This is a genomic window from Microcoleus sp. B4-C2 (genome assembly GCF_036705265.1).
GTDB lineage: Bacteria > Cyanobacteriota > Cyanobacteriia > Cyanobacteriales > Microcoleaceae > Microcoleus.
Genome location: NZ_JAUBUB010000080.1, coordinates 1 through 22,085, shown reverse-complemented (window position 1 = coordinate 22,085; position 22,085 = coordinate 1). Strand labels below are relative to the sequence as shown.

Here is a 22,085-nt window from a genome sequence, read left to right as displayed (position 1 = left end):
ACTTAAGGTACAACCAATAGTCCGGCAGGGGTTGAAACCCCTGCCTCAAAGCTAAAGTCCTCGCTTCAGAGGACTAATGAGTGGAGATTCTTCTCTTCAGTCCTCTTTGAGAGGACTTTCGCTATTAGACAGGGGTTTCAACCCCTGGCGGACTTGATGGACGACTAACAGACTTGGCGGGCTGACAGCTTAAGTTGACACGAAGAAGGGCACGGTGCGGTGTCCCTACTTGCAGATAGTTGAAACTCTTGTAAAATACTTCGGTTGAGTGGCGAAAAAATTGCAGCTTTGCTTCAGCAATTCTTCTAACCCTTCAACCTGCCTCAACCATACAGTGCCGTTGCTTCCAGCTACAGCAATTTGTTTTCCGTCTCCACTCCAACTGACACTAACAACATTCTCCTCGAACTCAAATTGAGCAACCTGCCGCCCCGCTAAATTCCACAGCCGTACAGTCTTGTCAATTCCCACTGTAGCAAGCCGTTCTCCGTCGGGACTAAAACTAATTGATTTCGCATCAAAATGCAAGGTTTGAAATTCCTTAACTAATTCTTTTTCTGACAGATTCCACAGCCCAACTTTGCCATTTAATGTTACTGTAGCAAAGCGATACTGGTGTTGAGCCGGAGTGAAACTGATCCCAATTGCCTGAATAGGCAGTGTTTTTTTTAGCTTGCCCGACAAATTCCAAAGTCGCACTGTAGATTTGCCATCTAAAGTCGTTATGAAATCACCCTTTGGGCTAAAATTTACGCTTCTCACTAAGCCGTTGTGACCTGGGAGTTTCTGGCTAGGCGATACTAATTGTGGCAGTTTTGACAATTGCCAAATTGCAGCATAGCTGTCTATCCCTGCCGCCGCTAATAACTTTCCTTCCGGGCTAAAACTGATGCTGGTAACAGAGCCTTTAATTCCTTTCAAAGTAGAAATATTTTTCCCTGATAAATTCCATATTTTAACTGTGCTGTCCCTTCCGGCGGTCGCTAAAAATTTACCATTCGGGCTAAAGTTTACCATATTAACTGACTGCTGCAAAGCTTTCCATTCAGCAATTTTTTGCCCGGAAAAGTTCCAAATCCGAACTCTATCGTCTATTCCTGCGGTTGCTAAAATCTGCCTGTGTGGGCTAAAACTGACGCTGGTAACTGCACCTTTATGAGCTTGCCAATTTATCTTTGTTTGCGGAAGTGATGAGGCTTTTGTCTGGTGTGTTTCGCTAATTCTATCGAGGATTATTTGTAATGCTAACAGCGGTCTAGTTGCCGGATATTGTTCTAGCTTAGGTTTGTTTTTAACCAAGGTTTTTAATTTGTTCCCGGAGGCGATCGCCCTCAGTAAAGCTTCTGATAAAGCTTCGGTGTTTTCGGTTTTTTGAGATACCGCCAACAGTAAAGCATCGCTGCCATTTTGTTCGATTTCAATACTTGCTTGTGCTAGTTTAAACCGCTGGTAAGCGAGAGTTGAAAAGCCGATCGCCGCCAGTAACGATGCTGCCAGTACCGCAGAACCGATGCCGATCCACTGTTTAGCTTTTTGTTTGGCAGAGTCAGCTTCACTCAAAGCTTTTTCGGCATCACAGACAGCTTTTTTGGTTTCGAGTGTAGCTAAATGCAGCAGTTGATTTTGGTCGCTCAAAATCACTTTCTGGCTGGCAGTCAAAAACTGAAAATCTTCGTTTCTTAAACTTTTTCCGGCAGCCCAAACTAATGCTGACTGCAAATCATCTCCTCGCAACAGTTGGGAATCATCTTCACAGCTAGAATTTAGCCAGACTTTAATTGCTTCCGAGTAAGGCGAGAGTTTTTCTAATTTTTCTTCAATTAATTTTTTGTTAAATACAGCTTCATAAATCGGATTAGAAATTGTTAATTTTTCCCCGCGCTTAACGATTAATCCGCTTAAGCGCAACTCCATTTGTTCGGCACTACCATCGGGGACAATTTCAGTTTGCTCTAAAATTTGCTGATATAATCCTAGTCTCCTGACAATGCGCTGGTTTTCTTTGAAAAGCCGATCGCGAATTGTGGACAAATGTTCTGGAACATCCTGAGATTCCCAATTCTCCACGATTTTCAAGCGTACTACCTTTTCAACCCACTCTTGAGGATTTTGGATGGTATCTTTCCCCCCGAATGTAGGGGCGGTGCCCCCGTGCCCGCCCTGGGGTAAATTCGGGATTAATTCGGCATTTTCCAACAATAGTTTGCACAGCTTTTGAGTCAGGAACGGCTGCCCGCCCGTCCAATACAAAACCTCTCTCAAAACTTGATTAGGGCTGTCTGTAAACTCTGCCAGCCCCGCTGCTAGCGGTTGCGCTTCTGTTTCGTCAAAACCAGTTAATTCGATCGCCTTGCCAATATTAAAAGGGGTATTGCTGGTGGCATTTTGCTCGCGGCACAAATCCGTCGGCGATGCTACACCTAAAAGGGCCCAAGTTAGGCGATCGAACTCTGAATTGTTGGCGCGCTTGTTGTAGCACGATCGAATTAACGCTAAAAAATCATCGGCGGGAAAATCTAGGGCGAGAATGCTGTCGATTTCGTCAATAAAAATGACAATATTGCTGGAAATGTTCGGTAACAGTACGGTTTCGATGAATTCGCTCAACCTTTGAACCGGGGTTAAAAAATTGCGATCGCGCCACCAAGTCCGCACGTTGACAATATCCGACAGGTTAAAGTTATTTTCCAGAATGCGTAGCAAACCAGCATACCACTGTTCGGGAGTTACGCCGCGATTGCCAATTTCCGAAATGTCGATCGCAGCACAAGCAATTCCTTCATTTCTCAGCCGCTGAATTGTCCGCACCTGCAAGCTAGATTTGCCCATTTGCCGGGAATTCAAAACATAGCAAAATTCCCCCGCCTTCAATCCGTTATATAAATCGTCGTCTGCTTGCCGCTTCACATAATTGGGAGCGTTATTTGTCAAACTCCCACCGACTTGATAGTAACTGGGTTTTGTGGTATAATCCATAGGATAAAATGGTAAAATCAAAAAAATATATTGGGGTCATTCTGCGGTTAAAACCGCTACTACACGAACAAAGTCCGCCCTCGCGAGACTGAAGAAATGAGGCGTATTAAAGGAATCTTTTGTATCATATATTGTACCATAATACAACATGAAAACTGATTGGACTGGATATAACGACGACAAAGACAACTTAAGAGCTGAAATTTGGTCTTTGCTCAAGCAGCAAGCCGCATCTATTGGCGATCCGTTTGGTCATATTCCCAACTTTGTTGGGGCCCAGTTGGCGGCGGAAAAATTGGCAAATTTACCAATTTGGCAACAAGCAAAAACGATTAAGTGCAATCCAGATGCGGCGCAAAATCCGGTGCGGATGCAAGCTTTGCAAGATGGAAAACGCCTGTATATGGCAGTACCGCGCTTGACAGACGATCGCTGTTTTGTAGAGTTAACGGCTGGGGATTTGCAGAGGCAAAATGTATCTATTGCCGAAAGTGCGATCGCCCGCAAAGCACTCACTTGCGGAAAATTGGTAAGTTTTGCAGAAATGGAGGCGATCGATTTAGTAATAGTTGGTTGTGTAGCAGCAGGGCGCAACGGGGGAAGAACCGGGAAAGGTGCAGGATTTGCCGATTTGGAATTGGCGATGTTGACAGAATTCGGGTTAGTAGAAATCGATACGCCAATTGTGACTACAGTGCATCCTTTGCAAATAGTCGCAGATTCGCGTTTGCCAATGCAGGCTCACGATTGGGCGCTGAATTGGATTGTGACTGCTGAGGAGGTGATTGAGACTAATACAATTTATCCGCGTCCAATTGGGTTAAACTGGGATAGTATACGGCCGGAACAGTTGGAAAAAATTCCAATTTTGCGAAAGTTGAGAGAGCAATTAACCAATAACCAATAGCTTGGAATCAAAATCAAGGCAAAAGAGCATCTACAGCGATCGCCCCAATTTCTCGGCCTTCAATAATAATCGGTATAACAGCCGATCGCCCGAAATCCAACCTTTGACTATAATCTGGCTGCTCAACTTCAACAAGAGGTTGAGAGTACACCTCAACCAGTCCTTCAACAAGATTCACAATCCAATAAATCGCAATTCCAGCGCGGGCATAAATCTGTTTTTTTACAGTGCGATCGCGCTGAAGTGTCGTATCAGATACTTCAATAATCAGGGCAATATCTTCAGCACCCGGATGGCGATCGAGATACTGTCTTGTATCCCCTCGAACAACCACTATATCAGGTTCTGGTTCGCTGTTGGATAGCGTGATCGGTTCTTGAGAATCGACATACCAACCAGGGGGTAAAATATTCTCTAAAGCTGTTCTGACAAGACGAGTTGTGACTCGATGCGGTGGATTTTTTGGCATTTTGAAAACCAGCCAACCTTCCAGCAATTCTACAGAGTCATCATCCGTGAGAATGCCAGCTTTAATTATCGCATGATACTGCTCGATGCTCAAGCGCAAAATCAGATCGTTCGGAATTGCTGCAACACTTTCGACGGGCGGCATAACTGTCTGGGCTAGTTGATTATTGTTTTATTTTACTGTTTCTTTAACGAACCGCGAAGGCGCGAAGCAAGACAGAAGAAGAAGACTATAAGCTGATGATATATCTACTTTGTGGTGAACACGCGCCATGCAATGAAAGCAGTAAAGGCTAGATAACCAAATACGGCTATCCAATCTAGCCAATTATCGGATGTTATCAAAAAAATATCGTTCATGGGTATCATTCACCTGATTATTACTTACAGAAATTATACCAAATCTAGGTTAGTTATTCCCATCTCTCTCTTGTGGAGACTCTGCGTACTCTGCGTCCTCTGCGGTTAAATCATTCCTATGCAACCGGAATTGAGAAGACCGAAAGCATCCAGGATACAAGCCCCCGGATGAATCTGGGGAGAAATAAAAAACCTGTATCCGAGAAACTTGCCCCCCGAATTTATCCGTGGGGTCAAGGCTTCAATCTAAAATCTAAAATCTAAAATCTAAAATCGATTGACTGGCTTTTTAGGAAAATTATATTAAGTCTTTTTCAGATTTTCCCGATGCTTCGTCAAGAAATCTAACAGTGCTTCCGCCTGTGGAGATGGCTGTAAACTGGCGTAAGAATAGCGATACAAACCTCTGCAAATCAGAGATAACCGCGTTGGGAAATCAAGCACTGATGGGATATCGACAATCACATCATCAACTGGTGGAATATCCCCTCGCTGACAATATACGGCATAGCTAATTCGAGGCGATTTAGCCCGACTGCTGCTGCGGCTTCCCCAGTGAAAAACGTATTGATCCCAGCACGATAGAGTACCAGCTTGTGTCGGTAAAGCCCGGATATCTTCCAAGGCAAATTTAGTAGCTTTTGTCTGGAGATTTTTGATAGCTTCAGCATACTCTGGATCGCGGTTGGCCGGAATCATGTACATACATGAATTGAGGGGATTGGCCTCAGTAATTGTCACCCAGAGAGTAAGCACTGTCGGCATACCGTCGGAGTCTATAGTATTTTCGTACTCGGCGTCGCGGTGAGGCTCAAATCCTTTGCCGCTGTCAGAAGTTTCTATGTAATAAACCCAAAAATTTGGAACTAGCTTGTAGCCGTTTCCCAAAATTCCTGTCAAGGTTGAGTTAAAGTAACCAAATGCTTGATAGAAGACATCGTAGACGAGGGCAAACATTGTCGGAAACCCGGCTTTTCGGACATTTTCTATACAGTCGCGCATCTGGTGAATAGTAGCAGCAGGTATAACGCTAGGAGTTTGGAAATAGCCTTCTTCTCGCAGTTGCAGCCTGTACTCGTCAATTTCGGCTTTTGGGATTCCCGAAACTTCTGAAAAGCCTTCAAAGGGTCGATCGGAAATAGTTGAATTGGGGTTGAGCTCGCGCCAGTAGTTAATATCTTCTGCTTGTGGCAAAAGTGGAATTAATTTATCTAAGTCAAGAGACTTTCTCAGAGTGACAGTTTCTTCAGTCATCGATCCTATTTTACGTTGATACTGCACAAGGGAAAGCTGGGACGATCGCTCTTTTGCGATATTTGTGCTGCTCTTTCCCCATACTGCTAATTCTACGTCATTAACGAGCTAAAATATCCAATTAATTAACTCCTAAATGTGTTGTAAAATATTGTCGGTACAGTTCGCACCTCGGCACGCACTCGTTCCCCTGCAATTTCACCAACCCCAAACTGTCTAATTTAAAAGCCTGCATCGCCTTTAATTGCACCGGAGAGTCCGCCACTACAATCTCTCTCATCCCCTGCGCCAACTCTGGATATTCTTCTAAATTCCACAATTGGCGGCGCAAATGGTCGCTGTAAATTCCAGCATCTGCGATCGCACTTTCTTTTAATTCATCTAGTGTCAAATCCGATCGCGAAATGTGATATAATGCAACTCGCACTAAATACGGATGTCCGCCGACAATTGCCATCAATTCCTCAACTTCTGCCTCCGACCAATTCAAATTATGGCGCGCTGCTAAATCTTGGATTTGCCCAGCGTTGAATTCCGGCAAATCAACGGGAAGTCCGACGTTGAAAGGCGATTGATTGATGTTCATCGGGATGTAAACTTCCGTGGAGTGAACGACAATTAACCGCAGTTTTTTCCAGATGTCGCGCCGCTTCGATTCTTCGTGCCACGCCCGCAGCAATCCTAAAAAGTCTTCGGCAATGTCGGGATATTGGAAAACGCGATCGATCTCGTCTAATCCTAAAATTAAAGGACTGTCGATTTGCGGTAAAATGTATTTTTCAAAGTAATCTTTGCAGTTAACTTTGCTGCCAAAAATCTCGTCCCAATAATCGTCTAATTGATTTGGTAAGTGCAACTCGCGGCCGACGTAAGCGCAAAACCACTTTAAGAATTTATCTAAGTTGGCGAATACGGCTTTATCTACTAACTGAAAAGTTAGCGGCACGGTGCAATAGCCTTGACGGGCTCCGTGATGCAAAATTCTTGCCATCAAGGAAGTTTTGCCCATTTGTCTCGGTGCTTTAATTCTAATTAACGCGCTGGGTTGCACAATAGTTTGATAGCAGCGTTCTTCAATGGGCGGGCGTTCTACATAAAATTGAGAAGCGACATCGACTTGTCCTCCCGGTAATTCAGGTTCGGCGGCGGGTAGAGGTATTTCGTCGCTGCTAATTTCTAATAGCTGTTTTTGTGTTAAATCTTCCGTTTCTTCTACGACGGGTGCGGGTTGTTCTGCTAGTAAATTCAGAACCTCTTCGATAATAATTGGAGTGTCGGCGGTGGTTTTCCATTCCCTCTGTTTGATGCGGTACAGATAACCCCGCAAGTCGTGATTTAGAGGCGCGTTCAGCGGAAAACCGACGCGGATGGGGAGAATTATTGGTTTTTTGTCATGGCGGGAGTCTTGGAGTTCTTTTGCTTGCTGAACTTGATATGTTAGTAATTCGCTTTGGTTTCCGGTTGGTGGCAGCAGCAACAACAAATAATCGCATTCTTGGAGGAAGAAATTAATGCGATCGAACCAATTATCTCCTAATCTAATGTTATTTTCTGCTGTGAAAACTGTATGACCGATCGCGCTTAAGGCCGTTTCTAACTGTTTTCCCAACTCGCGATCGGGTTCGGCGCTGCGATAACTGACAAATACTTTAACAATTCTGCTGCTGGTGGGTATTTCCCCCGCTGGCGGCAAATTGTCCAGCTCGTCTAAATTTTCCGGTTCCTCAAGTTTAGCCGATCGATGGTCGCTAGCAGCCAGAGTCATTTCAAAAGCCGCGAACAACTGTCGAATTTTACTCAAATCCGCACCTTCTCTACCCTGCTTAATTTTGCTGACTGTATCGGCACCAACGCCAGACTCGGCCTCGATTTCAGTCAGAGTACCTCTAATGTTATATCGGTCAGACCATTCTTGGAGCGCCTCGTTAAGTTTCTTTAAGCCAGAGGCAGTGAGAATGCGACCGCGATCGCGTTTTGACTTGAGCACTTCGCTTGCACTAAAAGGGGAACGAATCTAGAAATTTTAACGCCTTAAGTCCCTATTTTAGGCGATTTTAAGGAAGATAGTCAGCCAGCCGGAATTTAAGGGATTTTACTTGGAGAGGTTTTTGGGGCGATCGACTCCTCAAACTCTGTCCTGATAACGGCTTCAACAGTTGAATATATTTGAGGATAAAAAGTTTTTCTTAACTCCCCAATCTCCGCCACTACTCACCACTTAACTTTTTAGAGTAGATACACCAAGCAAAAAAGGAGCAGCCAAATGAGCAAAATCTTACACAGACTGGCAATGGCCGCTTTGGGAACCGCCGCCATTTTCACAATTAATACACTTAATAATTTAACAGAAGCATCAGCGGCTGGTAAATTTGACGAACCAGAAATTTATCAAAACACAGTTTTTCCACTTGGCGTACCGGGTCAGTTCCATAAATAGGGCAATCCATTGATTGATTGATTTAATTGAATTAAGGAGAAATTATGAAGTCTACACTGTGTTCACCACAACCTATAGCTACCAAATCTGATTCCGTTGGCGCTGAGGCGATCGATGCCTGCACTGCACTTGCGTGGGTGGAATTGGTAGCATTAGATGCCAGCGCTCTGACGGGGGATGATTGGCTGGCTTTGTGCGATGATATAGATAGCGGGGAAATCTACCGCTGCTGGTTTTTGTGGTGCGATCGCGAAGTTAGCGGTAATTGGGAAGCTTACGATCCTTTGAGCGATCGCCGATTTGTTGCTAAAGGAAAAGTTTTTCTCAAAGCCGCGATCGACTCCCTTGAAGATGCTAGAAATCGGGAGGTCGCCTAACTTGAATTCATCTCAGGTGAATAAAATTTGTCCATACAAAACAATAATTCTGCCAAGAGAATTCGCCACTGTAGAAAGTTTTGTCCGCCTGCGCGAGACTGGAAGAAAAAGGGGTAATAAAACCGGATTTGATATGAGTCCGGGAAACGGAATACTCTCAAAGAAAATAAAAAAAATACGGCTGCGGGCAAGAGTTGACTGTATGATGCTAGGTGCTTCGTATCGAAAGCGGTTGATAACGTTTTTCCAGCCGCTTTCTCGCTGCGGCCATTCAACTCTTTCTCTTTAAACATGACTCTAAAACTGCACAGCCACCAAAATGATTATTGAACGTTTGGGGGGAATTGCTAAACTCAACGAGCGTTTTCGCAGTTGGGGATTAACTGACACCAGAATTAGCAATTGGCTAGGCGATTTTCAAGGAACAAATACCACAAGTTCTGTGGATATGGTAAAGCTGCTGGCGATGCTGTCTCGCGATAAATTAGTCTCTGCATCGAGTCGGGAACAAGCTTTAGAATTACTGCGGCACACAACCACTAGAACGCTGTTGCCTTCAGGTTTAGACCCCGGTGCAGTTATTGCTGACAAAACCGGAGATATCGGCTTTGTAGTTGGCGATGCGGGAATTATTGATATGCCCAACGGCAAGCGTTATTTAGCGGCAATCTTTGTCAAACGTCCTTACAATGACCCGATTGTGAGAGATTTTGTCCGTCGAATTTCGCGGATTGTTTACAATTATTTAGACCAACCTGCGGCGAGAGGATCGCGAATTAAATAACTTACAATTTTAATTGTTATTGTGGAATGGGCGTCCCGCCCGTCCTTTTTGGACGGGCGGGACGCCCATCCCACAAACTTGTGGAAGTTATTTAATTCTCATTCCAGAGTACCGGATAATTTGCGTTAATCTGAGATGTTGCACCATTGTCAATAAGCCTTTTGAACGGGCTCTCCGGCCCCTTCCACAAGAAAATCTACTCTTTGTGGAACAGGCATCTTGCCTGTTCTTGAGAAGCAATATCTCCCGTTGATCAGACAATTCGGCGATTGAAATCCCTACTAAACAAACAAAGTCCGCCTTCGCGGACTTGAAGAGAAGATTTTTAATTACTAAGGACTATTCTTTTCGCTCGATTGCTACAGTCAAATGAGCCGCAACTGCCCCAACTGTAGCAAGTACAGCAGCAATTGGAAAGACTACTGACCCGGCAACGCCGCCTACCAATCCCGCCATCAGCGGAATGTCTGCCAAAGTCCGCCCTTGGGAGTTTTTGATGACGAGGCGGCGGAGTTTTCCTTGCTGAATTAGTTCTTTGACTTTACCAATTAGGCTGTCGCCACTAATCTTAAATTCTTCCACTCTGACTTTTTCCTCGGTTGCAAATTCTGAGGCGAATACATGAGTTTCAACTGTTGGGTTGGCTGAATTTTCGGCCGCTGCTGTTTCGTCTTGTAGAATTGTTACTTGTTGTTCTAGTTGTGAGTTCATTTTGTGTAAGGGCGGGTGAAAACCAGCCGTTTAATTTCTATACCCTTATCTTCGGCGATCGCACTTGGGAATGACAGGCAAGGAAACCCTACAATCTGCATTCGTACTTTCCACCCCCGTCTTTTTACTCAAAACATTATTTCGGTGGCGTTAGATCAGGGCGGGTTTATCTCTTCCTAAAGGTAGAGAAGATATTGTGGAAACAACCCGTCGCTAGATACAAGTAAGGTGCGTATTGCCAGCAAGGTCAAGGTGGATGCTGTCTGTTGAATCCTTAAGTTGGACACCAAGCGAAGTAAAGTCAGGGAAAATAATTAAAATTAAAACTTTATATTTCTACAATGACTTCAAAAGTGATTGCTATCTAGGCACAATCAAGCTATGGCTTGCAATGCCAGTTCTCAAAAGCACCCCAGAGATAGCGAGCGCGCTGGCGAATCACAATAAAATCAGAAATGCAAACCGAGTACATCAACGAACATCTGAATCAAGATATTAAGCTTGCAGATTTAGCTCAATTGCTGGGCATGAGTCAATTTCATTTCAGCCATCTGTTGAAGCAGTTGATAGGCACATCTCCCTAACCATAATCGATCGCGCAACGGGTAGAACGGGAGAAGCAGTTGTTGAAATAAAAAGAGCGATCGATTAAGGAAGCGCGATCGCGGCTATTTGACATAGATAGTTTGAGCGGTAGAGAGAATTTCAAAGGCGGCGAATCCAGTTGGAACTGCGATCGCCTTTCTAGCAGCAACTATATCTCGACAATATTCTATAATACCAGGTAACAATGAGACTTCTATTTTGCATTTTTACATAAATTTCTCATTAATAACTCCATTGATTCAGAATCACAAACTGATTATTTAGTTCATATTCGGCTGTTTCTAAATTATCAATTGCCTTCACAATCGCCTGATAACTCATATTCTTAGAAGCTTCAGAATCTTGATAAACTGCCAAAATTCCTGAATGTTCTGGGTTCGCTTGATGCAATTGCTGAAAGTCATCACAATTGCGTGTAAGCAGCACTCTTTCATTTTGTCTTGCAGCGTCTAGCACGACTGAATCTGGATGATTCATTAAATCCAATGTATTGACTGTGGCTACATCGTGACCTGAATCCTTACGAAGATTGACTAAATACTTTGCTTGAGAATCTTCGTCAAGCAGCATTCGTAGGCTCAACTTGGACTCCTTTTACTTCCAATCGATAGCGTTCCTCGTCTGCTTCTAATTTTAAAATTTCTTGATGATTTTGACAGTAATGAATCGCCTCATAGATAGCAGACAGGGGTAAATCCCAATTTTCGGCAGCTTGTTCGGGTGACATCCCATTGGCAGTCATGTCTCGCCAAATAGTCGATGCCAGTAATTTACGTCCCTTAATGTAAAGTTGTTTGCGCCAAGGATGAGGACGTGCAATTAAATATTGCCAATTCTCGATTTCTGGTGTACTTTGCAGGGATTGAACGATCGCACTTAGCAGCGCAAGGCGATCGCTGACTGATAGTTGGCTGGCTTTTTCTTTAAGCTCTTGCAAGGACATAAAAACATACTCCAACAAAGGTTGGTATTTGAATTATAGTACATTGGAAGGCGATCGCGACTATTTGACTAGCGATAGTTTGAGCGGTAGAGAGAATTTCAGGACGGCGAATCGGGTTGGAACTGCGATCGATCGCCCGTTTACTGATTAGATCGACTCGTCTACTTAGCAGTGCTTCGAGTTCTTCCTGCATTTGGGCGCGATCGAGTAGACCCCAGTTGGCTGTGGGGGCAAAAGCAACTAGGATATCGATAAATCGAAGCAGCAAAACGCCTGGGAATCGATCGCCCTAAAATCACTGATTTGCTGCGTGGCAAACTATCTGAGTTTTCAATCGATCGCCTGTTCCGGTTCTTAAACGCGCTTGGTAGTGATGTGGAGATTCGGGCGATCGCAAAACCTGAATCTGATTCAGACGCTAAGAGAAGAGTGATTGCTATCTAGGCCCAATCCAGCTCTGACAGATGCGGACATTGCCGTATAGGTGTAAGTTCAAGAGCCACAGCCATTCGCAGCACAGAGTTTCGGCTATTTACAGGCAGGACACCGAGAGCCGGAGCGAATTAAGCGATCGAGGTTTTGTACAGTACGCAGTTTGTTATGCCGCTTTTCAGTAGTCATAATCTTCGTCTCTCCAATATGGCTCAATCTCCCCAAAATCAATGCTGGCAGGTGTTTTCATCTCCACTTCAACCTCATCTACTTTGACCTGTGCGCCAACACTTTTAAAATCACCTGAAAATGTAATTAAAACCTCCACCTCCAAATTGGCTTGAGTATTTACGCTATAGCCTCCTATTTTAACATAATCTTTGTCGATATAACCGCCGACATAAAATGAAAAACTGCACTCAACATTGACATCAACACTTAATTTTGATTCAACTATCAAGCTATTGTCATCAAAGTTAACTGGTCTAAATATTATGTTAGGAGACTCAAGCAATTCAAATTCAAATCCCGTGACGTTGATTTGTGTTACTTCTTGTTCATAATTAAAAGAAGAGTTAGCCGCTGGATAAATATCCATTTCATAAATATTATAATTTAAAGCATCAAGCACAGCTTGTTTTACATTTTCAAGAGCCCCATTTTCATATTTTTTGGATAAATCTCTACATAGATCATCAGCATTTTGAAACAGTGCTAGAACCCAGGCAAAATCATCGCTATAGTAAAGTGTTTCAGAACCTTTGCAGAAATTTTTCCAGTCATTGTCAAGTGTAACAACAATAATTTTTGTTTTGTTTTTATTAGCCCATGTCTCAAGAGATATTAAAGCAATTGCATCAGGAAATTCTTGTTTCTTATTACCCTTTTCCGCAAAAGGGGGTTGGCTTCTAAAATATTTTTGTATGAGTTCGCTGACTATTAAATAATCTTTAGCTTCGATAATCTCCAGAGATGTAGCCTCTATAAACTGACTAAATCGCTCAGACGCAACTTTTTGTGCTTCACGGCCACCGAAAAGTGACTTTTGTATCTCTTCAATATCACTATCCTCAACTTGCCAATAATTTTTAGCGTCTTTGAGAGCTTTATTAATCTCCCTTTGTGCAGTTTGGGCTTTTTCAGTTATGTGCAATAATACTTCCTCTTTAACCACCTCGGAGATAATCAACTTTGTAGGACGATCTAAAAATTGCTCTAATTGCTTAAGCAGCCCAGACTCTAGCTTTAACCCTTGAGACTCAAAAATTGATGTATCCAAACTAATTGCTCCAACCTCTCCCCTTCTGACAAGCTCCTTAAGTTCATTTAGTTCCATATATTTAAGTCACGCAGATATAAGATATTAATACAAACATTTTACCATATTCTTAACATTTATTAAGCTTTACATAGTCATAAAAATCGAGTGCGCCCTTGTCTTAAAGAAGTTTCATCGGAACGATCGACCATACCGACGCAGCCGGACTCGATCGAACTTGCGTTAAACTAAGTCAGGTAAATGACTTTCTATACAGATGACTATTTTTACTCTGCGATCGATCAAAAAAGACTTCGGCATCAAGGAACTCTTGACAGATGCCAGTTTCAGCCTGGATGAAGGCGATAAAGTCGGACTCATCGGCACCAACGGTTCCGGCAAATCAACCCTGCTGAAAATGATTGCAGGCTTGGAGTCGATCGACTCTGGCGATCGCTGGGTCAATCCAGGGTCTACAATTGTCTATCTCCCCCAACAGCCGGATTTAGACGAAAATCACACTGTCTTAGAGCAAGTATTTGCCGACAGTGGCGAACAAATGGCTTTAGTGCGAGAATACGAGGAAATTTCCGATCAATTGTCCCACGGCAAAGGCGATACAGACAAGTTAATGGCGCGTCTGTCTGCGGTGTCGGAACGCATCGATGAGGTGGATGCGTGGGATTTGGAAACCAAGGCGAAATTGATTTTGACCAAGTTGGGGATTGAGGATTTTGATGCGAAAATTGCCGACTTGTCCGGCGGCTACCGCAAGCGAATTGCCTTAGCAACGGCCTTGTTGTCCGAACCCGATGTATTGCTGATGGATGAACCGACAAACCACTTGGATGCGCTGTCTGTGGAGTGGTTGCAGAACTATTTGAACGGCTATCGCGGTGCTTTGCTGCTGATTACGCACGATCGCTATTTTCTCGATCGCGTTACCAATCGCATCCTGGAGATCGATCGCGGCGACCTTTACAATTATGCGGGCAATTACGCTTATTACTTGGAGAAAAAAGCCCTATCTGAAGAATCCGCCGCCAGCAGTGTTCGCAAACACGCGGGTGTATTGCGGCGCGAATTGGAATGGCTCAAACGCGGGCCCAAGGCGCGCAGTACCAAGCAAAAAGCTCGGATCGATCGCATTAAAGATATGCGAGCCCAGGAGTTCAAAACAGCCAACGGCAAAGTCGAAATTGCGACAGCAGGCCGCCGAATTGGTAAGAAGGTAATTGAGTTACTGAATATCTCTAAAGCTTACGGCGATCGCACTTTAATTAAAGATTTTACCTACAATTTCACTCCCGAAGACCGGATAGGAATTATTGGCTGCAACGGTGCGGGAAAATCGACGCTGATGGATATCATCACCGGACGCATCCAGCCGGATTCGGGTACTGTCGAAATTGGTACAACCATTCATATCGGTTATTTTGACCAGCATTCAGAGGATTTGACACCGAACGAAGACCAGCGAGTTATTGAATACTTGAAAAGTGTGGCCGAGTTGGTGCAAACGGCGGATGGGGAAATCATTACTGCTTCTCAAATGTTGGAAAAGTTTCTGTTTCCGCCGAACCAACAGTATGCACCGATTAACAAACTTTCGGGCGGGGAAAAGCGCCGGTTATTTCTGTTGAAAGTGCTGATGAGTGCGCCGAACGTGCTGATTTTGGACGAACCGACAAACGACCTGGACGTGCAGACTTTGGCGGTTTTGGAGGATTATCTCGAAGATTTTAACGGTTGTGTGATTGTGGTGTCCCACGATCGCTATTTTCTCGATCGCACGATCGACATGGTTTTCGCCTTGGAGCCTGGGGGCAATTTGCGCTTGTATCCAGGTAATTATTCCGTGTATTTAGATTACAAAAAAGCCGAAGAAGCCAAGGAAATCAAAGGGCAAAAAGAAAAAGAAAAACTTACACGCACGGCTGAATCTAATAATTCAACATCCCAAAGCTCCACTCAAAAATCTACCAAAGTTTCCTTCAATGATAAGCGGGAATACGAACAATTAGAAAGTCAAATTCCGCAGATGGAAGCTGAGAAACAAGAGATTGAAAAGAGGTTGTCTAACAATGCTCCCAGCGGGTTTGCGGAGGTGAAGAAGCTATCGGATCGTTTGGCTCAGTTGACGCAGCAGATCGATCGGGCGACTGAGCGCTGGTTGGAATTGGCGGAACGGGTGGGTTAATTTGGGTTGTCCGAGTGTTGTGTTTAGCTCCTGCTAACAATGACAGGAGCTAGAGGAATGATGAGTGAAAAAATCCCATGCTGAAACGAATATATATTGACAATTTTCGCTGTTTGGTAAACTTTGAACTTGACTTTGATGCAATTAATCTATTTCTGGGTTCTAACGGATCGGGTAAATCAACAGTTTTTGAGGTGTTGCAGAAAATCCAAGCATTTGTCAGCGGCGACAGTAAGGTAGAAAGAATTTTCAAACTTGCGGATTGCACCCGCTGGCAAACTTTACAAATTCAGCGTTTCGAGCTAGAAATTCTCGGCAATGGCGGCTCCTACACATATCAATTAGGAATTGAACACAATCGAGATAAATGTCGTGTTGGGTACGAAAGTCTGTTCTTTGATAACCAGCCTTTACTAAAATTTGAATTAGGCGAAGTTCAACTCTATCGAGACAATCATTCAGAAGGGCCGCAATACCAGTTTGACTGGTCGCAATCTATGCTACCTTCATTAATGCCAAGAAACGACAACACGAAGTTAACTTGGTTTAGAGAACGGATGGCGCGATTTATCATCGTGCAAGTTGTACCCAGCTTGATAGTTGATGAAAGTAGCCAAGAACAAATGCGTTTGACTCCTAAGATGGAAAATTTTGTTTCTTGGTATCGCTACTTGTCTGGAGACCAAGGTAAAGTTACTGAAATTGGAAATATTTTAAGAGGGGTTTTGGATGGATTCACAAATTTTAAGTTTGAGCGAGTAAGCGAAGATAATTGGGTGCTAAAACTGCGCTTGTCAGGAGAAACAGATAACAGCAAGCCAATTGAATATCGTCTGGGAGAATTGTCGGACGGACAAAAAACATTAGTGGCTTTATACGCGCTGATTTACGGTACAAAATCTGAAGACTATACCTTGTGGATTGATGAACCGGAAAACTTTTTAGCATTGCCAGAAATTCAACCTTGGCTGATTGAGATTTATGACCTTTGTAGCGAGGGAAAACTTCAAGCATTACTAATTTCTCACCATCCTGAGTTAATTAACTATCTTTTAGCTTCACCGATTGGCTATTGGTTTGAGCGTCAAAGCAATGCTGCTGTTCGAGCCAAACGAATTAGCAATGAAGTAGCTGATACTTCGGGATTGCCAGTTTCTGAACTGATTGCACGGGGATGGTTGAATGAGTCAGCGTAGAGTTCAGATTGTCATTCTCTGCGAGGACAGACAGCAGGAGGTTTTTGCGCGTTATTTCCTAAAAAAGCGAGGTTTTACAGGTCTAGTTAGAGCTAATATTTGTCCCGAAGGTAGCGAATGTGGATCAGACTATGTACGCAAGCAGTATCCGGTGGAAGTGAAAGCTTATCGCCAGAATAAAAACCGGGTGGCGATTGGATTAGTTGTGGTAATTGATGCAGATACGGGTACGCTGGAAGCAAGACTTAATTGGTTAGCTAGTGTGCTTGATGAACATGAGCAGGAAAATAGGGGAGCGAATGAAGCGATCGCGATTTTCGTTCCCAAGCGCAATATTGAGACTTGGATACACTACTTGCAGGGAGAAACTGTGAATGAGGAGGATGCTTATGCAAAATTTAAGAATAATGAGGCTGTTTGCAAAACCGCTGTTGAGGATTTAGCCGATCGATGTTATTCTCAGAGCTTACCAGAAGATGCGCCGCTATCGCTTCAGGCAGCTTGTGGGGAATTACAGCGGTTGTTACCACTGTTGCAGCCATGAGTTATAAGAAAATCTGCAACCTGTTATTACTGTCAAGCAAACTGACCAAAAACTTAAGACGAGTAAAAGTCTAAAATCCTTCTCAAAGCTGCAATGCGATCGCAAACAGTGGCAAAAAACCCGCTTTTTTTGCGCTCGCCTCCACTAAAGCTGTGTGTCAAAAACTGCGAAGCCCCAGAGGTGGGGTTGACAAAATCAGTAGAATATGCAGTAAAGGTCAGGGTCAGCAAATAAGACTGGCAGCCGAAAACAGGGGCGAAAAAGCCCAAAACAGGTAAAACAAAAGTCGATCGGGCAAAGTAAGTTGGCTGAACACTAAAAATATGGTGATGGGTGAGATACAATTGACCTGTTCTGAGCCAAGAATTGGTCAACATCACAAGTATCCTGTAGAAGTCTGATAGTTGAGAATCTCAGGGTTGTCGAGGAGCGGGAGCAAACAGAAAACTATGCCTCAAAAAGTAATCGCCGAACAGATGTCTTTGGAATCAGCGTCAGAGCCGATCGCCGTGAGGGCGACGGTGGAAACAGTGCCAGCCGAAGCAGTGGCAGTAGAGTCCTACGCCGATCAGTTGATGGACGAACTGTTTGAAGGAGTCGATCGAGCATTCGACGGTAGCGGCGGACTGCCATCGGAACCAGTGCAGCCAGAATTCGTGGCGCTCAAGTCGATATCGGTACCTCAAATAGTTTTGTCGCAGTTGGCACCCCCCCAGTCGCAGCGGGGCGAAAAAGACGTAGAAGCGATCGCCCGCCAAGTCGCCCTAGAAACAACCAAAAAACAGCAGTCCAAACAATCATTCGACAGAATGCTGCTGGGAGCAGCATTTGGGTCGCTGCTGCTAGTCATGGGGTTATGGCTCGCGAGCAGGTCGGGACTCGTGCGCTTGCCCGCCGCCCCCGCACCAGAGACGCCGACAGCAAGTGGCAAAACAGCACCAGATACCCCGTTTGTCGAATACGTGCAGCGCTCCTTAGAAGCGATCGAACAAAAAAAAGCACCCCAGGCTAACCCCCAACTTGCAGGAGTTCCCGCAGCCCCCACCCCAGGGACGCTGCCGAGCATTTCAATTTCCGGCGCGCCGCCGGCAACCGCAGGTCTTTCGACAGCAGTCAACCGCATCGCTGATGCCCTAGAACAAGCCGGCGCACAGCCGGGAGCACCAGCACCCCAAATCGTAGTGATCCCTCCCCCCGCTCAGGTGACTGTGGCTCCGCCTGCTCAGGTGGCTGCGGCTCCGGCGGCTCCTGCTGCTCCTGCTGCTCCTCAAACCGCGGCAGTTTCCCCCTCACCGGCTGCTCCAGCCTCCGGTCGTGCGATCGCCGCTGCGGGAAATCGAGATCCCCTCGCCGCTTCCCCTTCCCCCTCGGAGTCTCCCCAGCCAAAGATTTTGGCTCGCGAAACCGAACCGGCACCAGCGCCCGCAGCAGCCCAGCAATCTGCGCCCGCGCCCGAGCAATCGGCACCGGCCGTCAGCAGCGCCCCGACTTCCGCCCACACGCTGGTAGGGATTTTGGAGTTGGGCGATCGATCGGCTGCTTTGTTTGAAGTAGACGGCGTAGCCCGCAGAATTTATGTCGGCGAAAGCATTGGCGCTAGCGGTTGGACGCTGGCAGAAATCAAAAATCAAGAAGCCGTTATCCGCAAGGGAGGAGATGTGCGATCGGTTTTTGTCGGCCAAAAGTTCTAATCAGTCATCAGTTATGAGTCATTAGTCATTAGTTATGAGTTAGATCATCGGTAATCGGTAATGGGCAGCGATCGGGCTGTATATCACGAGCAGTGAAAACAGTTATAATAACCGACAACTAATGACCGATGATCGATCGCCAGTGACTAAGAACCAATGACTAATAACTAATGACCAATGACTAATGACCAATGACTAATGACCGAAAGCATCCAGGATACAAGCCCCCGGATTCATCCGTCCAGAAATAAAAAACCTGTATCCGAGAAACTTGCCCCCCGAATTTATCCGTGGGGTCAATGCTAAAATCTAAAATCTAAAATCTAAAATCTAAAATCTAAAATCGATTGACTGAGGAATTATAAAAAATGGGCTTATTTGATGATTTCAGCCGCTTTCTAGAAACCAGATTAGAAGAATTTTTGCGTAGCAATCCCCATCTGGAATTGCAGGCAATAGAAGAACAACTGAAGGAACAAGAAGAAGACACTCTGCGACTGATTCTCGATATCCAAAAACAAGAGAAAAAACTGCAAGCCGAAATTCTCTCCGCCGCCCAAGAAATTCAGCGCTGGAACGATCGCATCAACAAAGCTAAAGCTGCTCAAAGGCTCGATTTAGCTCAAGCCGCCCAAGAGCGACAAGCCGCTTTGCTGCGTCAGGGAAATCAGCGCTGGGGTCAAATGCAAGGCTGCAAAGAACGGATTGAAAAAGCAAAAGAACTGTACCGCCAAATTCAAGTACGGCGAAAAGAAGTCCGAGCCAAAGCGGCAGAAGCCGCAACTCGCCCTACCACTAAAACAGAGCCAAATTGGGATACAAAGGGTTGGAATCAGAGTTCAAATTATAACAGTTTTAATGCGGCAGATCCTTTAGAAGAAAAGTTTCAACGCTGGGAAGCAGACGAAGAACTCGATCGAATGAAGCGCAATATAGGCCGATAGTTACGAAAGCATTCCAATCCTTTAGGGACGGGTTCACCGGGAACTCGGATTCCCACTGCAAATATTGGTCAACCCCCCAGACTCTCAGGTATTGCGATCGCTCGCTCAGACTTGATATAATTACCATCCTAAACTTGTAGGGCCAATTAATCAATCATCCCTACAATATTCTCACCTACTTAATTAGCGTTTTTTTAATTTAAATATCGCTGTGGTTATTCACAACGGTTGCTCTGCTTGAGGTGATACTAAACAGCAGTTTCGTATACTTTTGGTGACATTAAAGACATATTGGACAAAAAAACATGGTTTTCTTGTCTTTCGTGGGCTGTGACTGGTAAAATCAGTATCAAAAGAAGGCACTTCTGACTCTATCACGCTCATGTACGCCCTCAAGCTAGAACTCAAACTCAACAATTGTGAACGTACAATAATGGCGCGACACGCCGGTTACGCTCGATTTTGTTATAACCTAGCTCGTACCCTTTACTTGGGCGTGATGGATATCAAAGTCAGCCGTACTCGAAAAATTGCCCTCATCAAAAAAACCTTCACAAACTTCATCAAGAAACAACCAGAATATCAATGGACTAACACTTTATCATCCCGCGTTTATCAAAATGCTTTCCGGGCCTTCAATAGCGCCCTAGAACGCTTTTTTAACGGGGTCAGTGGCTTTCCTAATTTCAAACGCAAGAAATGCGGGGACTCCTTTACCGTAGACAGCAGCAATGGGCCAATATTTCTGATAGCTGGCAATCGGATAAAAATTCCCACATTGGGAACGTTTCGCCTGAAAGAAGCTATCCGGTACAACTGTTGCTCTCAAACATTTACCATCAGCCGTACAGCAGACAAATGGTATGTCAGTTTTACAATAAAAGCTGACAGAATCCCCCCTTTGTATCATGAAGTATCCGAACCGACAGGCATAGATTTAGGAGTTTCTACCTTTGCCACCTTGAGTGACGGTACGGTATACCAACTGCCAAATTCCCTAAAAAAAGCGAAAATCAAGCTAGGGAAACTACAGTACCGCAATCGAAACAAGCAATTAGGCAATAGAAAACTTGGGATTAAAGCCTCGACCCACGCTCAGAAATTCTATCGCAATCAGGCTAAACAACACGCCGATATTGCTCAGGGGCGACGAGATTTCTTGCAGAAAACAACGACAGAAATCAGTCAGAAGTATGCTCACATCCGCATCGAAGATTTAAATGTTTCTGGGATGATGGCAAATCACAAACTGGCTTGTTCAGTTGTAGACTCAGGATTTTATGAATTTAGACGCGAAATCACTTATAAATCTCCCATTTACGGCACTGTTGTCGAACTGGTAGATAGATGGTATCCCTCATCTAAAACTTGCTCAAGCTGCGGCCACGTTCAACCGATGCCACTTCAAGCACGAGTGTTTGTTTGTGAGGCTTGTGGTAACAATTGTAATCGAGACTTGAATGCTGCGATTAATTTAGCATCAGTCCCAAAAGATCGAGTAAGGATGGCTAGTCCTGAATTAACGCCTGTTGAGTAGAAGGAGCCGACTCCCTACGCAGACACAGGAAATAAGTTTTAAGTGTCCGAGATGTCAATCTTGTCCGCTTTATGTCAATCTTATGTAGCAGAAGGTGGCTCTTCTGGCAGCGGAATAAACTCTGTCTCATGAGGAACCTGAGCAAACCGTCCCTCTCTCCAATCGAGTTTGGCTTGCTCAATGCGCGAGTGCCGACTCGAAACAAAATTCCACCACTTATGGCGCTCACCAACAGGTTCACCGCCAATCACAATACAACGAGCCTTGGCTGAAGCAGAAATGTTTACTTCAGTGCCTGAATTTAGAACCGCTAACCGATGTTGTTCTAGAGGCACTCCATCGATCGCAAGCCCCTCTGTTACGCTGTAAACCGCCTGTTCGCTTTGACACTCCCCGGCCTGAAGGCGCGAGGATTCTGAGATCAGCCAGTCGATTTGCTCGTTGATGTCACCACCAGCAA

General features: G+C 44.7%; 23 protein-coding genes. 12 read left to right on the top strand and 11 right to left on the bottom strand.

Annotation, left to right across the window (positions count from 1 at the left end):
* Positions 1-225 precede the first annotated feature (225 nt).
* Positions 226-2,976: an AAA-like domain-containing protein gene (locus QUB20_RS21070; RefSeq protein WP_333248319.1), complete on the bottom strand. Its 2,751-nt coding sequence runs from the start codon at positions 2,974-2,976 to the stop codon at positions 226-228.
* 148 nt (positions 2,977-3,124) lie between these two features.
* Here QUB20_RS21070 and QUB20_RS21065 point away from each other — a divergent pair, with 148 nt between their 5' ends.
* Positions 3,125-3,883 (top strand): 5-formyltetrahydrofolate cyclo-ligase, encoded by a 759-nt coding sequence (locus tag QUB20_RS21065; RefSeq protein WP_333248321.1) that lies wholly within the window; start codon positions 3,125-3,127, stop codon positions 3,881-3,883.
* A gap of 13 nt (positions 3,884-3,896) precedes the next feature.
* On the opposite strand, the gene QUB20_RS21060 is transcribed toward QUB20_RS21065, so the two are convergent.
* The 3 genes from QUB20_RS21060 to QUB20_RS21050 form a co-directional block, all read right to left on the bottom strand.
* Positions 3,897-4,496 (bottom strand): Uma2 family endonuclease, encoded by a 600-nt coding sequence (locus tag QUB20_RS21060; protein ID WP_333248323.1) that lies wholly within the window; start codon positions 4,494-4,496, stop codon positions 3,897-3,899.
* 518 nt (positions 4,497-5,014) lie between these two features.
* Positions 5,015-5,965, bottom strand: a complete 951-nt coding sequence (locus tag QUB20_RS21055) for a phytanoyl-CoA dioxygenase family protein (protein WP_333248326.1) — start codon at positions 5,963-5,965, stop codon at positions 5,015-5,017.
* Positions 5,966-6,086: 121 nt separating this feature from the next.
* A complete protein-coding gene (locus QUB20_RS21050) occupies positions 6,087-7,952 on the bottom strand; it encodes an AAA-like domain-containing protein (RefSeq protein ID WP_333248328.1) in 1,866 nt (621 codons plus the stop codon).
* Positions 7,953-8,228: 276 nt separating this feature from the next.
* Here QUB20_RS21050 and QUB20_RS21045 point away from each other — a divergent pair, with 276 nt between their 5' ends.
* From QUB20_RS21045 to QUB20_RS21035, 3 genes are all read left to right on the top strand, one after another.
* Positions 8,229-8,402 (top strand): hypothetical protein, encoded by a 174-nt coding sequence (locus QUB20_RS21045; protein ID WP_333040368.1) that lies wholly within the window; start codon positions 8,229-8,231, stop codon positions 8,400-8,402.
* Between the two features lie 44 nt (positions 8,403-8,446).
* A complete protein-coding gene (locus QUB20_RS21040) occupies positions 8,447-8,779 on the top strand; it encodes a hypothetical protein (RefSeq protein ID WP_333248330.1) in 333 nt (110 codons plus the stop codon).
* Positions 8,780-9,098: 319 nt separating this feature from the next.
* Positions 9,099-9,563 (top strand): serine hydrolase, encoded by a 465-nt coding sequence (locus tag QUB20_RS21035; protein ID WP_333248332.1) that lies wholly within the window; start codon positions 9,099-9,101, stop codon positions 9,561-9,563.
* Positions 9,564-9,902: 339 nt separating this feature from the next.
* Here QUB20_RS21035 and QUB20_RS21030 read toward each other — a convergent pair whose 3' ends face one another.
* Positions 9,903-10,274, bottom strand: coding sequence for a DUF4342 domain-containing protein (locus tag QUB20_RS21030; RefSeq protein WP_333248334.1), 372 nt, complete (start codon positions 10,272-10,274; stop codon positions 9,903-9,905).
* A 455-nt stretch (positions 10,275-10,729) separates the two neighbouring features.
* Between QUB20_RS21030 and QUB20_RS21025 the strand changes: the two genes are divergently transcribed.
* Positions 10,730-10,858, top strand: coding sequence for an AraC family transcriptional regulator (locus tag QUB20_RS21025; protein ID WP_333248336.1), 129 nt, complete (start codon positions 10,730-10,732; stop codon positions 10,856-10,858).
* Between the two features lie 244 nt (positions 10,859-11,102).
* Here QUB20_RS21025 and QUB20_RS21020 read toward each other — a convergent pair whose 3' ends face one another.
* From QUB20_RS21020 to QUB20_RS21010, 3 genes are read right to left on the bottom strand one after another with little or no spacing between them, the layout of a single operon-like run.
* Positions 11,103-11,462 carry a DUF5615 family PIN-like protein gene (locus QUB20_RS21020; RefSeq protein WP_333291624.1) on the bottom strand — a complete coding sequence of 120 codons (360 nt, stop codon included), beginning with the start codon at positions 11,460-11,462 and terminating at the stop codon, positions 11,103-11,105.
* Positions 11,440-11,823: a hypothetical protein gene (locus QUB20_RS21015; RefSeq protein WP_333248342.1), complete on the bottom strand. Its 384-nt coding sequence runs from the start codon at positions 11,821-11,823 to the stop codon at positions 11,440-11,442. Before QUB20_RS21015 ends, QUB20_RS21020 begins: the two co-directional genes overlap by 23 nt.
* A complete protein-coding gene (locus QUB20_RS21010) occupies positions 11,804-12,091 on the bottom strand; it encodes a hypothetical protein (protein ID WP_333248344.1) in 288 nt (95 codons plus the stop codon). The genes QUB20_RS21015 and QUB20_RS21010 overlap by 20 nt, the downstream gene beginning before the upstream one ends.
* A 35-nt stretch (positions 12,092-12,126) precedes the next feature.
* On the opposite strand from QUB20_RS21010, the gene QUB20_RS21005 reads away from it, so the two are divergent.
* Complete coding sequence (locus QUB20_RS21005; protein ID WP_333248346.1) at positions 12,127-12,267, top strand: XRE family transcriptional regulator; 141 nt, start codon at positions 12,127-12,129, stop codon at positions 12,265-12,267.
* Positions 12,268-12,433: 166 nt separating this feature from the next.
* Here the strand turns inward: QUB20_RS21005 and QUB20_RS21000 are convergent, their stop codons facing one another.
* The gene (locus tag QUB20_RS21000) at positions 12,434-13,591 is read right to left on the bottom strand and encodes a PIN domain-containing protein (protein ID WP_333248348.1); all 1,158 of its coding nucleotides are present in this window, start codon (positions 13,589-13,591) and stop codon (positions 12,434-12,436) included.
* Between the two features lie 199 nt (positions 13,592-13,790).
* Between QUB20_RS21000 and QUB20_RS20995 the strand changes: the two genes are divergently transcribed.
* The 3 genes from QUB20_RS20995 to QUB20_RS20985 all read left to right on the top strand — a co-directional run bounded on the left by QUB20_RS20995 (position 13,791) and on the right by QUB20_RS20985 (position 17,453).
* On the top strand, positions 13,791-15,713 hold the full coding sequence (locus QUB20_RS20995) for an ABC-F family ATP-binding cassette domain-containing protein (RefSeq protein ID WP_333248351.1): 1,923 nt from the start codon (positions 13,791-13,793) through the stop codon (positions 15,711-15,713).
* Positions 15,714-15,790: 77 nt separating this feature from the next.
* Positions 15,791-16,909 (top strand): AAA family ATPase, encoded by a 1,119-nt coding sequence (locus tag QUB20_RS20990; protein WP_333248353.1) that lies wholly within the window; start codon positions 15,791-15,793, stop codon positions 16,907-16,909.
* Positions 16,896-17,453 carry a hypothetical protein gene (locus QUB20_RS20985; RefSeq protein WP_333248355.1) on the top strand — a complete coding sequence of 186 codons (558 nt, stop codon included), beginning with the start codon at positions 16,896-16,898 and terminating at the stop codon, positions 17,451-17,453. The genes QUB20_RS20990 and QUB20_RS20985 overlap by 14 nt, the downstream gene beginning before the upstream one ends.
* Before the next feature lie 53 nt (positions 17,454-17,506).
* Here QUB20_RS20985 and QUB20_RS20980 read toward each other — a convergent pair whose 3' ends face one another.
* Complete coding sequence (locus QUB20_RS20980) at positions 17,507-17,830, bottom strand: hypothetical protein (protein WP_333248357.1); 324 nt, start codon at positions 17,828-17,830, stop codon at positions 17,507-17,509.
* A 72-nt stretch (positions 17,831-17,902) separates the two neighbouring features.
* Between QUB20_RS20980 and QUB20_RS20975 the strand changes: the two genes are divergently transcribed.
* The 3 genes from QUB20_RS20975 (at position 17,903) to QUB20_RS20965 (ending at position 21,625) form a co-directional block, all read left to right on the top strand.
* Complete coding sequence (locus QUB20_RS20975; protein ID WP_333248360.1) at positions 17,903-19,144, top strand: hypothetical protein; 1,242 nt, start codon at positions 17,903-17,905, stop codon at positions 19,142-19,144.
* A 368-nt stretch (positions 19,145-19,512) separates the two neighbouring features.
* The gene (locus QUB20_RS20970; RefSeq protein ID WP_333054634.1) at positions 19,513-20,088 is read left to right on the top strand and encodes a TIGR04376 family protein; all 576 of its coding nucleotides are present in this window, start codon (positions 19,513-19,515) and stop codon (positions 20,086-20,088) included.
* 382 nt (positions 20,089-20,470) lie between these two features.
* Positions 20,471-21,625 carry a transposase gene (locus QUB20_RS20965; protein ID WP_333248362.1) on the top strand — a complete coding sequence of 385 codons (1,155 nt, stop codon included), beginning with the start codon at positions 20,471-20,473 and terminating at the stop codon, positions 21,623-21,625.
* An 80-nt stretch (positions 21,626-21,705) separates the two neighbouring features.
* On the opposite strand, the gene QUB20_RS20960 is transcribed toward QUB20_RS20965, so the two are convergent.
* Positions 21,706-22,085: pirin-like C-terminal cupin domain-containing protein (locus tag QUB20_RS20960; protein WP_333248364.1), on the bottom strand; the 380-nt coding region annotated here is incomplete at its 5' end.